The sequence below is a fragment of the Neorhizobium sp. PAMB6716 genome (genome assembly GCF_058242805.1).
Genome location: NZ_CM177835.1, coordinates 916,693 through 929,817, shown reverse-complemented (window position 1 = coordinate 929,817; position 13,125 = coordinate 916,693). Strand labels below are relative to the sequence as shown.

At 60.5% G+C, this 13,125-nt stretch carries 11 protein-coding genes; 4 read left to right on the top strand and 7 right to left on the bottom strand.

Annotated features, from left to right (window positions below; all coding sequences use genetic code 11):
- Positions 1-209 precede the first annotated feature (209 nt).
- A complete protein-coding gene (locus tag AC4CWH_RS04430) occupies positions 210-383 on the top strand; it encodes a hypothetical protein (protein ID WP_491320555.1) in 174 nt (57 codons plus the stop codon).
- Positions 384-590: 207 nt separating this feature from the next.
- Here AC4CWH_RS04430 and AC4CWH_RS04425 read toward each other — a convergent pair whose 3' ends face one another.
- Together AC4CWH_RS04425 and AC4CWH_RS04420 are read right to left on the bottom strand one after the other, a co-directional pair.
- Positions 591-1,472, bottom strand: coding sequence for a 50S ribosomal protein L11 methyltransferase (locus tag AC4CWH_RS04425; RefSeq protein ID WP_491320554.1), 882 nt, complete (start codon positions 1,470-1,472; stop codon positions 591-593).
- A 124-nt stretch (positions 1,473-1,596) separates the two neighbouring features.
- Positions 1,597-2,196 (bottom strand): SCO family protein, encoded by a 600-nt coding sequence (locus tag AC4CWH_RS04420; RefSeq protein WP_491320553.1) that lies wholly within the window; start codon positions 2,194-2,196, stop codon positions 1,597-1,599.
- A gap of 505 nt (positions 2,197-2,701) precedes the next feature.
- Here AC4CWH_RS04420 and AC4CWH_RS04415 point away from each other — a divergent pair.
- Both AC4CWH_RS04415 and AC4CWH_RS04410 read left to right on the top strand, forming a co-directional pair.
- Positions 2,702-4,663 (top strand): methyl-accepting chemotaxis protein, encoded by a 1,962-nt coding sequence (locus tag AC4CWH_RS04415; protein ID WP_491320552.1) that lies wholly within the window; start codon positions 2,702-2,704, stop codon positions 4,661-4,663.
- Positions 4,664-4,665: 2 nt separating this feature from the next.
- The gene (locus tag AC4CWH_RS04410) at positions 4,666-5,130 is read left to right on the top strand and encodes a chemotaxis protein CheW (protein WP_210104599.1); all 465 of its coding nucleotides are present in this window, start codon (positions 4,666-4,668) and stop codon (positions 5,128-5,130) included.
- A 95-nt stretch (positions 5,131-5,225) separates the two neighbouring features.
- Here the strand turns inward: AC4CWH_RS04410 and AC4CWH_RS04405 are convergent, their stop codons facing one another.
- Both AC4CWH_RS04405 and AC4CWH_RS04400 read right to left on the bottom strand, forming a co-directional pair.
- On the bottom strand, positions 5,226-5,669 hold the full coding sequence (locus AC4CWH_RS04405; protein ID WP_491321349.1) for a CreA family protein: 444 nt from the start codon (positions 5,667-5,669) through the stop codon (positions 5,226-5,228).
- 132 nt (positions 5,670-5,801) lie between these two features.
- Positions 5,802-6,392 (bottom strand): 3'-5' exonuclease, encoded by a 591-nt coding sequence (locus AC4CWH_RS04400; protein ID WP_491320551.1) that lies wholly within the window; start codon positions 6,390-6,392, stop codon positions 5,802-5,804.
- Between the two features lie 265 nt (positions 6,393-6,657).
- On the opposite strand from AC4CWH_RS04400, the gene AC4CWH_RS04395 reads away from it, so the two are divergent.
- Positions 6,658-7,176, top strand: coding sequence for a GNAT family N-acetyltransferase (locus AC4CWH_RS04395; RefSeq protein WP_491320550.1), 519 nt, complete (start codon positions 6,658-6,660; stop codon positions 7,174-7,176).
- Between the two features lie 581 nt (positions 7,177-7,757).
- Here the strand turns inward: AC4CWH_RS04395 and ligA are convergent.
- The 3 genes from ligA to AC4CWH_RS04380 form a co-directional block, all read right to left on the bottom strand.
- Entirely contained in the window at positions 7,758-9,914 is a 2,157-nt protein-coding gene (ligA, locus tag AC4CWH_RS04390) for an NAD-dependent DNA ligase LigA (RefSeq protein WP_491321348.1), read from the bottom strand.
- Positions 9,915-10,415: 501 nt separating this feature from the next.
- Complete coding sequence (recN, locus tag AC4CWH_RS04385) at positions 10,416-12,089, bottom strand: DNA repair protein RecN (protein WP_491320549.1); 1,674 nt, start codon at positions 12,087-12,089, stop codon at positions 10,416-10,418.
- A 13-nt stretch (positions 12,090-12,102) separates the two neighbouring features.
- On the bottom strand, positions 12,103-12,945 hold the full coding sequence (locus AC4CWH_RS04380) for an outer membrane protein assembly factor BamD (RefSeq protein WP_491284415.1): 843 nt from the start codon (positions 12,943-12,945) through the stop codon (positions 12,103-12,105).
- Positions 12,946-13,125 lie beyond the last annotated feature (180 nt).

Genomic DNA, 13,125 nt, shown 5'->3' with positions numbered 1-13,125 from the left:
GTTACCCGAAAATCATCGCCGGACCAGATAACCGCGCAAATGATGCGCAATTGTGCAGGGATGAGGCACAATCCTCCTCAAAAACCACAACCTATGCATCTGAAGCATGACACCCGTGACGCAGCACCCCTGACTGAACAGCGAAAAACCGCCTATATCTCCATCAACAGGTGAGCGAGAAACCTCACCGACCACAAAGGACCGCTGACATGGCAAATTCATTTTTCCGCAATGCATTCGACCGCGTCGTTGCAGCACGCGAACGCCAGGCAAGCCGTTACGTCACCGGCGCCCTGATGTATCTCGACAACGAAACGCTTGCAACGCTTGGCACCAGCCAGGAAGAACTGCGCCGCAAGGGTGCGACACGCTACGTGTTCTGATCAGCCATCGCATCGGCTTTCCTCCCGGCCGTCGACTTGCCAGAATACGCATAAGACCCGCTTGAGCACCTCCCCAACGGCTCGCGGGTCGGATCGGTCTCCTCCAGGTCCGATCAACTCCAAGGCGGCACCTCCGGGTGTCGCCTTTTCGTTTGCCTGCGATACGCTATGCATTCAACGCAATGCTGCGCCGCAAAAAGACGAGGACTACGCGCCGTGACGCAGGTGGATCGTCACCCAGCCGTTGCGCCAGATGGTGCGCACATGGGCAAGGCCTGCACCATTATAGGCGGCGATCACCTTCCAGCGCTGCGAGGCCAGAATTCCCGACAGGATGACATCGCCGCCCGGCGACAGATGCGTTGCAAGCTGCGGCGCCATCTTGATCAGCGGCCGTGCCAGAATGTTGGCGATGATGAGGTCGAAAGGCCCATGGCGACGGAAGGCGGACGAATGAAAGCCCGGCGCCGTCTCCAGCGTAATGCCCTGCACGATGCCGTTCAGCCGCACGTTTTCAGCCGCCACGCGCACGGCAACCGGATCGATGTCGGTGGCAAGAACCGGAATATTGGCAAGCTTCCTCACACCGATGGCGAGAACGCCGCTGCCGGTGCCGAGATCGAGCGCATTGCGCGGCGGATGCGCCCGCATCACGCGGGCAATGGTTTCCAGGCAGCCTGCCGTGGTGCCGTGATGGCCGGTGCCAAAGGCCTGGCCCGCATCGATTTCGATGGCGAGATCACCGGCTCGTGCCTTGTCGCGATCATGTGACCCATGCACCAGGAACCGCCCGGCGCGCACCGGCTTCAGGCCTTCCAGCGATTTTGCGATCCAGTCGATGTCGGGCAGCACTTCGCGGGTGATTTCGAGACCGGGATATGCCTCGCCGATCGTTTCGGCAAAGCGCCTCAGCACCTCGTCCTCGTCAGCGCGCATCATATAGACGGAAGCTTCCCAGCGGTCGGCCTTTTCATCCACCTCGGTGGTGCCGATGGCGAAATCCTCCTCGCCGAAGCAAAGCGACAGCAAGTCGAGAATGTCTTCCGATTCGCGCTCGGTGACGGTGACGTAGAGGCGGATCTCACTCAAGGTCTGGTTCTTTCTGCGGCTGGCTTTTCGTGACGGGCATGTCGCGGCCCATCGATACGAAAATCAGCCATGCCACAAAACCTTCCGCCGCATCAAGCAACAGCTTGGATCTTCATGGCCGGCATCAGCCCTTGATCAGGTTTTCCAGCTTCTTCATCGCCGCATCCGGGTTTTCGCCATAGGCAATCGTGCCGGCAAAACGTCCGCCCTTGTTCAGCAGAAACACCGAGGCGGTGTGATCCATGGTGTAGTCGCCGTTCGGATCCTTCTCGTCCACCGGGACCTTGCGGGCATAAACGCGAAAGCCCTTGACGACGTCGGCAATCTTGCCCGGATCGCCGGAGATGCCGGTAACGCGGTCGGTGACGTTGGAGACATAACGCCCGAGCAGTTCCGGCGGATCGCGCTCGGGATCGACGGTGATGAAATAGGCATTCATCTTGGTGCCATCAGGGTCCACCTGGTGCAGCCAGCCGTTCAGCTCAAACAGCGTGGTCGGGCACACTTCCGGGCAATGGGTGAAACCGAAGAACAGCGCTGTCGGCTTGTCCTGAAAGGCCTTTTCGGTGATCGGCTGGCCGTTTTGCGCCACCAGTGTGAAAGGAACGCCAAACGGACCTTCCGCGATATCCTTGTTGGAGCGCGTCACTTCAAGCGTCAGCCAGCCCAATACGGCGGCCATCACGGCGCAGGCAATCCACAAGGCTATTCGGATGGTCTTCATGGCGGATGCGGGCTCCCGGCGACATTATGTTCGCTCCTCTTTAAGCCCTGCCCTGCCCGGCTGCAATTCAAGAACGCGTTCAACCACCTCGGCGCGCTGGATTGCCGCAACCGGCAGCGGCCGATGCACCCTAATGCTGCCCCTACATGCACCAGGCAGCAAGGCTTTGCGACATCGCAAGGTAGATGGCAGAGCCATGCATGATCCAACCATAAGCTGCAAAAGCGCAGATGCCGCTCAGAAACACCGCCGAGGCGACCCATAAAGGCAAATATGAAGGATGCTCAGGTAACCGCATGGCAACTTTCTGGTCCAACACTGATCCTGTGCGAAGTTCTTACTTGCCATATCAGGATTAGCGAATGTTTAACACCTGTTTGAGACAGTTTTGGTGCGAGTTGACGTAACTGCCGGTGCATGAACGCGCCTTTTCCCGAACCGCATCCAGCATTGTACAGCGTCCTCGTCTTCCCAGCCAGGGCCTCAACAGGAACGAACAGCACTCATGACCAGCACAACCGGCAGCAGGACAATGTCAGTAGGCCAGCGCCTGATGACGCTCGGCGGCGCAGCCTTTATCGGAATGGGAGCGATCGTGACGATCGGCTGGTACCAGCAGGGGCGCGTCGAGACCGGGCTCAACCAGGCCGTGGAGATCAACCGGCAGGTCGAGAATCTAGCCGCGCTGAAATCCGATAGCCTGGAGATGATTCTTGCCGCGATGGATACGATCGTCGACAAGGACGAAGGCAAGGTGCAGCCAGAACGCGTCCAGCTGATCGCCGAGTCGGCCAAGAAACTGGAGGCTGGCGCAGCAGACGTCGCAAAACTGGCCGCCCTCGTCGGGCAGCCAAGCCTTTCCGCATCGTTTGCAGGTGACGTGGCAACCGTCGCCAAAGCCATTCAGGTGGACCTGACGAAACTGGTGGAAACGCGCGCTTCGGAGGACGCCTTCGATGCCATTGACGACGCCATCGACGGCGGCGGCGAAAAGATCACCACGACACTCAGCGAAATCGCCAGGCTCGGCAGCGCCTTTGCAGCCGAAAACATTGCAACGGTAGAGAAAACATCGAGCAACTCGCTCTGGATCCAGTTCATCTGCGGGCTTGTCGCCATGGCCTTTGTCACCGTTCTGCAGATGATCCACGGCGGCGCTATCCGCCGTGGCATCAGAGACCTGAAGGACAGCATGCAGCGCATCGTGGCCGGAGACTGTGACACGCCGGTACCGGGGCTCGGCGCCAGCGACGAGATCGGCGACATGGCGCGCGCCACCGAAATCTTCCGTCAGGCCAATCTCGACAAGATCCGGCTGGAACAGGAAACGCAGGAAAACCGGGCGCGCACCGAACAGGCCACCCGCGAGCGCGACGCGGTGCAAAAGGCCGATGCCGAAGCGATCAACACCGCAACGCAGGCACTTGCCGCCGCCCTCACCCGCCTTTCGGAAGGCGACCTCAGCGTCGCCATCGACCGCCCCTTCCGCGAGGACCTGGAGCCGGTGCGCGCCGACTTCAACCGGTTGACGGAAAAGCTGCGGATGATCATGACGGAGATTTCCGGCAGTTCCAGTTCCATCCAGGCCAATGCCCAGCAGATGCGCTCTGCCGCAGACGATCTGGCCAAGCGCACCGAACAGCAGGCAGCAGCGCTTGAAGAAACCTCGGCAGCGCTGGAGCAGATTACCCGCACGGTGCGCAACGCAACCGACCGGGCCGAAGGCGCCAGCAAGATGGTGAGCAACGCCAAGGACTTTGCCGAACGTTCCTCTCAGGTGGTGACCGATGCCATGGCCGCCATGGAACGCATCGAAGGCGCCACCGGCGAAATCGGCAAGATCATCAACGTGGTCGAGGAAATCGCCTTCCAGACCAACCTTCTGGCGCTGAATGCCGGCGTTGAAGCCGCGCGTGCGGGCGAAGCCGGCAAGGGTTTTGCCGTCGTTGCCCAGGAAGTGCGCGAGCTTGCCGGCCGCGCATCGGGCGCTGCCAAGGATATCAAGGCGCTCGTCACCCGCTCCAGCGGCGAAGTGCAGACCGGCGTTGCGTTGGTACGCGCCACCGGCGAGGCGCTGCACCGTATCGGCGATGACGTCTTGAAGATCAACGACGACGTCGGCGCCATCGTCACCTCGGCGCGCGAACAGTTCGTCGGCCTGTCGGAAATCAACTCCGCCATCGGCCAGATGGATCAGACCACCCAGAAAAATGCGGCCATGGTGGAGGAAACCAATGCCTCCAGCCATACGCTCGCCAGCGATGCCGAAAACCTGACCCGCCTAATGGGCCAGTTCCGCATCGAAAGCGCGGGGCCGCGCGCTGTCGAGATGACAAGCGCCCCCGCCCAGTCCCGCCCCTCTCCCGCCCGCAACCTGATGAACAGGGTTGCGAGCGCCATCACCAGCAGCAGGCCGGCAGCGGGTTCGCTCGCTGTCGCCACCAAAGAACAATGGGAAGAATTCTAACCATGACGAACGCTATCAAGAAGACCGGCGCCTATCTCGAGATCGTCTCCTTCCACCTCGGCGACCAGGAGTTCTGCATCGACATCATGGCCATCCGCGAAATCCGCGGCTGGGCTCCGGTGACGCCGATGCCGCACACGCCGCCTTACGTGCTCGGCCTCATCAACCTGCGCGGCGCGGTGATCCCTGTTATCGACATGGCCTGCCGTCTCGGCATGAAGATGACCGAACCGTCGGAACGTGCGGCGATCATCGTCACCGACATCGCCGGCAAGCTGGTCGGACTGCTGGTTGAACAGGTGTCGGACATGATGACGATCAAGAGCGAAGATCTGCAGCCGGCGCCGGAAATCATTCCGGAAGCCCAGCGCGCCTTCTGCCGTGGCATCGTGGCGCTGGAAAAGACCATGGTCTGCTTCCTCAACCTCGACACGGTGATTGCCGACGAACTGGCGCAGGCTGCCTGATCCGCGAAAGCGGTTGGCTTGGTACGTCCAGAATGCTGCTGATGGATGGCGATGCCCCGGTCCTTGCGACCGGGGTTTTCGGCGTTATCTCGCCCTCACTTCGGTTGGCCCTTCGTCCAGGTGACGGCCTGGTTGAACAGCGGCACCGTGGAAATCGCCATCTTGGCCGAGCCGTCGGTCAGTTCGCGCGTGTGGACGAGGTAGACCAGCGTGTTGTTTTCCTTGTCATAGATCCGGTTGACGACCATCTTTTTCCAGATCAGCGACATGCCCTGCTTGAACACTTCCTCGCCGCCCTTGGAGAGCGAGATATCGCCGATCTCGATCGGCCCGGTCTGGCGGCAGGCGATGGAATTGTTGGAGGGGTCTTCGAACCATTTGCCGTTCTTCAGCCGGTCCAGCACGCCGCGATCGAAATAGGTGACGTGGCAGGTGACGCCCTTCACCTTGGGATCGGTGACGGCGTCCACGATGATATCGTTGCCCATCCAGTCGACGCCGACTTCCCCGACCACGTCGGCTAAGGATGGAGAGGCCATCAGCGCACCAAAAACGGCGGCGGCGGCAAGAAAAAGAGGGGCGCGCATGAACAAGGTCTCCATCAGGGAATGCTGATCACGAGATAGGCATCGGACGGTCGATTGCAAGACGGTCGCGCGCCGGGCAGACGTTCAGCGCTTGCGCAGCGTGCAGGCCGTATAACCACCGGCATACAGCCGCCCAACCGTCATGCCGATGTGCAGCGGAATGTCGCGAGCGTGAGCGGCCCCGACAGTGCGGGCAATGGCAAGCGTCGCCTCCGCGCAGATCGCAGCGTCTTCCGCTGCATTGTGATGTTTGAACCGCAGGCCGAGATGGGCGGCGAGCACGTTCAGCTTATGCGATGTCAGGTGCGGCCAGACGTTTTTCGCCATCTTGACGCTGCAGAGATAGGAAAGCTCCGGATAGGACTGGCGGTAAAGATCGAGACAGGCGCGCCAGACGCTGAAATCAAACGCCGCATTATGGGCAATCATCGTGGCGCCGGCAAAATCGTCAATGAACTCATCCATCACCTCGGGAAACTCGCCCGCATCCTCCACATGCTCCGGCCGGATGCCGTGGACGGCAATGTTGAAGGAGGAAAAGCGCATGTCGCGCGGCCGGATCATCCGCTCCTCGACGCGCACCACCCGCCCATCCTCGATCCAGGCGAGACCGACCGAACAGGCGCTGCCGCGCTGCTCGTTGGCGGTTTCGAAATCGATGGCAATGGTTTTCAAGGGCGATGTCCCGGCGGATGTTGTGCGGATGGTTCTATCCCCCGGTGCTGATTCGGCAAAGCCATCTTGACGACAGGCGAACCGTCTGAGACCTTAAGCCCATGATCAATCTGCGCACCCATCTTGTGATGACCCACACCATCCGCCCTGCAGGGCGTGTGGACGGTCGGCGCATGGCCTGATCAGTCCACACTTCCCTGCCGGTTAAGGCAGGGACCCGTCACATGGCTCTGCCTCGGCTTTTACCAAAACCCGAGAGAGCACGATGCGAGACGAACCACCCGCACAACGACCCAATCCCGATTTTATCATCCGCGCCGCGCGCCCCTCCGATGTCGAGGCGATCACAGCACTTGTGAACCTGCCGGGCTTTCGCCGGGGAACGCTTCGCCTGCCCTACCAGAGCATCACCGAAACCGCCCGTCGCTTCAGCGACGCCAACCCCAACACTCAAGGGCTGGTGGCGGAGTTGAACGGTGAGATTGTCGGCGAGATCGGCCTGATGCGGCAGACCGGTCGACGCGCGCATGTGGCCTCCATCGGCATGGGCGTTCATGATGCGCATGCCGGCCGCGGTATCGGCTCGGCGCTGATGGCCGCCGTCATAGATCTTGCCGACAACTGGCTGAACTTGCGCCGCCTGGAACTCACCGTCTTCGTGGACAACGAACCGGCGCTGGCGCTCTACAAAAAGTTCGGCTTTGCCGTGGAAGGCACCCACACCGATTTTGCTTTCCGCGATGGGGCGTTTGTGGATGCGTATGCGATGGCGCGGGTGAAATGAAGCGCACGCCGCCCCCCTCATCGAAATAGATGGCCAGTTGATCTTTGCGCCAGCCGCCCCCTCATCCGCCCTTCGGGCACCTTCTCCCCGAGGGGAGAAGCGAATTGTAAGCGCCGCGGCCTTTCAAATGGCAATAAGCTCAAACGCCAACCCCATCCCGCTTCTCCCCACCGGGGAGAAGATGCCGGCAGGCAGATGAGGGGGCCGTTCGGAAGGACGGTGGCTATGGGTTGCCCTTGGCGCGTGTGGCAAGAAAATGGCTTAAGCTGACCTTTGCGCCAGCTGCCCCCTCATCCGCCCTTCGGGCACATTCTCCCCAAGGGGAGAAGCGAACCAAAAGCGTTGCGGTGGTCATCGAAACAGACGAACAGTTGATCTTTGCGCCAGCCGCCCCCTCATCTGCCTGCCGGCATCTTCTCCCCGAGGCGAGAAGCGGGATGGGGTCGACGTTTCAGCCTCTTCCATCTGAGGGGCCGCAGCGATGGCGGTTCTCTTCTCCCCTCGGGGAGAAGGTGCCCGAAGGGCGGATGAGGGGGCGGCTGGCTACGACGGTCAAATCACCGGGGCCTAGCAAACCTCCCTCACCCGCCGATCAGCGCCAGCCACTCATCCTCGTCCATCGTCTGAACGCCAAGCTCTGCCGCCTTGGCCAGTTTCGAACCCGCACCCGGACCGGCAACCAGAATGTCGGTCTTTTTCGACACCGAGCCGGCCACCTTGGCGCCGAGGCTTTCGGCGCGGGCCTTGGCCTCGTCGCGGGTGAATTTTTCGAGGCTGCCGGTAAACACCACCGTCTTGCCCGCCACGGGACTGTCGGTCGTCACCGGCTGTTCGGCCTCCTGCGGCGTCACTTCCGATAGAAGGCGCCCGATCACCTCGACATTGCGCGGCTCCTTGAAAAATTCAACGATGGCGCGCGCCATCACCTCACCAATGCCCTCGATGTTGTTCAAATCCGTCCAGGCATCGCCGGACAGGCTTGCCGCCTCCTTCATGGCCGCCTCGAAGACAGAATAGCTGCCATAGGCGCGTGCCAGAAGCTTTGCCGTGGTTTCGCCGACATGGCGGATGCCGAGCGCGAAGATGAAGCGGTGGAGCGCGATCTGGCGACGCTCATCAATTGCGTCATACAGTTTCCGGACGCTGACCTTGCCGAAACCATCGATGTTTTCGAGCTTGGTGAGGCTCGAGCCCTCCTGTCGTGCCTTCAGCGTAAAAATATCCGGCGCGGTGCGGATCTGCAGTGCGGGATCTTCCGCGTCAAAGAAGAAATCGATCTGCTTTGCGCCGAGGCCCTCGATATCAAAGGCATTGCGCGAGACGAAATGTTTCAGATGCTCCTTGGCCTGTGCCGAACAGGTAAAACCGCCGGTGCAGCGCATGACCGAATCGAGCTTTCCGGTCTTCTCGTTGCGCTCACGCACCGCATGGCTGCCGCAGACCGGGCATTTCGGCTGGAGCACGTATTCACGGGCGTCTTCGCTGCGTTTTTCGAGCACCACATCCAGCACCTGCGGAATGACATCGCCGGCGCGCTGGACGATCACGGTATCACCGATGCGGATATCATGGCCTTCGGGGCGGATGCGCTCGCCGGAATTGCCGATGCCCTTGATGTAATCCTCGTTATGCAAGGTGGCATTGGTGACGACCACGCCACCGACAGTAATCGGGGTCAGCCGCGCCACCGGCGTCAGCGCACCGGTGCGGCCAACCTGAATGTCTATGGCCTCCACCGTCGTAAAGGCCTGTTCGGCGGGAAACTTGTGGGCGGTGGCCCAGCGCGGTGAGCGCGAGCGAAAACCCAGACGCTGCTGCAGGGCAAGCTCGTCCACCTTGTAGACGACACCGTCGATATCGTAATCGAGGTCCGGGCGCTGCAGGCCGATCTCGTGGTAATGCGCCAGAATTTCGGCAACCGAGGTCAGCCGTTTCATCAGCGGGTTGATCGGAAAGCCCCAGTCGCGAAAGGTTTCCACCATGCCCATCTGGGTCGTCGCCGGCATGTCCGACATCTCTCCCCAGGCATAGGCAAAAAAGCGCAGCTTGCGGCTTGCCGTCACTTTTGCGTCGAGTTGGCGCAGCGAACCCGCCGCCGTGTTGCGCGGGTTGACATAGGTCGGCTTGCCCTGCGCCTCCATCTGGGCGTTCAGCGCCAGAAAATCGCTTTTCGCCATATAGACCTCGCCGCGCACTTCGACGATTTCAGGCACACCCGCCGGCAGCTGCTGGGGAATTTCGGCGATGGTGCGGATATTGGCCGTGACGTTTTCGCCCGTCGTGCCATCGCCGCGCGTCGCAGCGCTCACCATGCGGCCGTTCTCGTAGCGGATCGACATGGAGAGCCCGTCGATCTTCGGCTCGGCGGTAAACGCAATCGAATCATCCGGGAGACGGCCGAGGAAGCGATAGACCGAGCCGATGAAATCACCCACGTCCTCGTCGGAAAACGTGTTGTCGAGCGAGAGCATGGGGCGGGCGTGGGTGACAGGTCTGAAAATCGCAGCCGGTGTGGCCCCAACTTTGGCGTTCACTTGATATTGCAGATCAACTAGCTTTTCACCTTGAAGCAGGAACGTTGCAAAAGCCTTCTTTAGCTCATCGTATTCTGCATCAGCCATAATTGGAGTATCGTATGTATGATACATTTCATCAGCAAAATCCATAAAATCTTTTATCTTTTGAATACGTTCAACCGCCTGTATGGATCTGGCGGACAAGTATTTTTTTATCTCCATCACCTTCGCGCGCTCATCATTTTTGCGAGAAAGCGTTTTATGAAATGAGTAAAGTTCTTCTATAGTGCCTGAGCCACCACGATGGTAAAATTTTTCCAGCATTGCGACAAAGTCAGACTTATGTAGATTCAGAGAAATCTTGAGATAATCGTCTGCAATGTAGCTCAACTTCTCGTGAAGCTCTCGCCTTTCCTTAGCTGAAACCTGGGACACGATAGCGGGGCTATCAGGCCTCCTAAGATCAGGAAAGATTGCTTCAATTTCCTCATTGCGTCGGAGCAAATCCCCTACTCTCTGCCGTTCAGAGATAGACAAAGAAGAACTTTCCACCTTTTTCCGCAACTCATCGTAATCTCGAGCAATCTGCGCAAGTTCAGCAGACGCCTCAAGAGCGGTAAGAGTTTCGGCAGGTGCTTGTTCGACTGACATTGGGCTCAACTCCTGGCACTTAGGAGTCGGTTTTTAGAGCTTTTTCTCAAATTGGAAAGAGCGAAGCGACGCTCAGGCGCTGCCCGAAAGCAGCCGGGCGGCGGCAGCCCTTGCCTCATCCGTCACGGACGCACCAGACAACATGCGCGCAATCTCTTCGGCACGATGTTCCGGCGCCATGGTCGCCACGCGCGTTGCAATCTTGTCGGAGCCGTCGCTGGCCGGCCCCTTGGAGATGAGGAGATGGGTCGCCGCGCGTGCGGCCACCTGCGGCGCGTGGGTGACGGAGAGAACCTGCACGGTCTGGGATAGCCGCTTCAGCCGCTGGCCGATGGCATCGGCAACCGCACCGCCGACCCCGGTGTCGATTTCATCGAACACCAGCGTCGGGGCAGAACCCCGGTCGGCCAGCGCCACCTTGAGCGCCAGCAGGAAGCGGGACAGCTCGCCGCCGGAGGCAACCTTCATGATCGGGCCGGGGCGCGTGCCGGGGTTGGTCTGCACGTGGAATTCCACGGTATCGATGCCGTCTGCCGTCGCATTGTCGGGATCGGCGGTGACATTGACCATGAAGCGGGCGCGCTCCAGCTTCAGCGCCGGCAGTTCTGCCATCACGGCCTCTGCCAGTGCGTCGGCTCCGTTGTGGCGCTTTTCGGACAGAGACAGCGCGGCACGATCAAAGTCTGCCTTGGCTGATGTCGCAGCCTTTTCCAGCTGCCCCAGACGTTCTTCCCCGGCATCGAGATCGGCAAGGTCTGCCACCATCTTTTCGGCAAGCGCCGGCAGGTCGGCAACGGCGACGGCATATTTGCGGCTGGCGGCACGCAGCGCAAACAGGCGTTCTTCAACGCGCTCCAGTTCGCGCGGATCAAACTCCGTGCGGCGAAGGGCTGATTCGGCCTCCATCTGGGCGTTGGAGAGGTTGTCGAGCGCTGCATCGAGAAGCTGCACGGTGTCTTCGAGAAGCCCCGGCGCCTCGTGGCTCTTGCGCTCGAGACGGCGCACCAGCGAGGCAATCAGCGGCACGGGCGAACCGTTGCCGTTCAGAAATTCGCAAGCTTCGGAAATGTCACCGGCGATTCGTTCTGATTTCTGCATGCGAGACCGGTTTTCCGCCAGTTCCTCTTCCTCGCCGTCGCGGGGGCTAAGGCCCTCCAGTTCCTCGACCGAGGCGCGCAGGAAATCGGCTTCGCGGGCAGCCGCCTCGACGCGGGCGCGGTGGGTTTTCAAAGCCCGGTCGGCATCGCGCCATTGTTTGTAGAGGGAGGAGACGGTGGCGACCTCGTCGGTCAGCCCGGTGAAGGCATCGAGCAGCGCGCGATGGGCATTGATGTCGACCAGCGCCCGATCGTCATGCTGGCCGTGGATTTCCACCAGCAGTTGGCCGGCCTGGCGCATCAGCTGCACACTGACCGGCTGGTCGTTGATGGAGGCTTTGGTGCGTCCGTCGGCCGATTGCATGCGGCGGAAAATCAGGTCGCCGTCATCATCAAGGCCGTTTTCACGCAGCATCAGGCGCGCCGGGTGATCCATGCCCACGTCAAAGACGGCGGTCACCTGCCCCTTGTCGAGGCCGTGGCGCACAAGCCCGCCATCGCCGCGCCCACCGAGCGCCAGCGACAGGCTGTCCAGGAGGATGGATTTCCCCGCCCCGGTTTCGCCCGTCAGCACCGAAAGGCCGCTTTCGAACGAAAGGTCCAGCCGCTCGATCAGAACGATATCGCGGATCGACAACTGGCTAAGCATGATGTCCCTTGTTTCAGGCGCCGATCAGCTTGGCACCGGCGCGAGAAATCCACGATCCGCGGTTCTCGCGCGGCTCCAGTCCGCCGCCCTTCAGGAGTTTGAAGCTATCCGCATACCACTGGCTGTCCGGATAGTTGTGGCCGAGAACGGCCGCTGCCGTCTGCGCCTCTTCCGTCACGCCCATGGCATAATAGGCTTCGACGAGACGCGCCAGCGCCTCTTCGACCTGATTGGTGTTGCCGTAATTTTCCACAACGGTGCGGAAGCGCGTGATGGCCGCCAGATATTCCTTGCGCTCGAGGTAATAACGCCCGACCTGCATTTCCTTGCCGGCGAGCTGGTCGCGGGCAAAACGGATCTTAGCCTGCGCATCCTCGACATATTCCGACTTCGGGAAATCGCGCACGACCACCGACATCGCCTCGATGGTGCGGTTGGAGGCCTTCTGGTCCTGCGTCACGTCGGAAATCTGCTTGGAATAGGACAGACCGACCAGATACTGCACATAGGCTGTATCTTCCGAGCGCGGATATTGCTTCAGGTAACGATTGCCCGTCTGAACGGCATCATCATAACGCGCCAGACGATATTTGGTGAAAGTGCTCATGACGAGCGCCTTGCGGCCCCATTCTGAGAACGGGTTCTGCTTTTCGATGGAGTCAAACTTGCGGCTGGCTTCCGCAAGGTTGCCGGCCTTCATGTTGGCAAGGCCCTGATTGTAGAGCTGCTCCGGCGGATCGGCATTGAGGCCAAGCTTGGTGATGTCGATGTCCGGGTCCGATTGGCAAGAGGTCACCAGCGTACCCGTTCCCACCAGCAGCAGGGACACGAGCGCAAGGCGTGCGGTGTTCCTCATTCCAACAGACTTCGTCTCAGTCATTCGACACTTCCCGATTGCCACGCGATGTTACATCGACCGCCCGAATTGGCGTTCTAGCCATAAAAGAAGCGGGAGAGCAACGCAATGATGGTGCTTTGACGCATTTTTGTGGCAGCGCCACACCATGTTCCAAAAAGAAAGGCCGCCTGCGGGAGA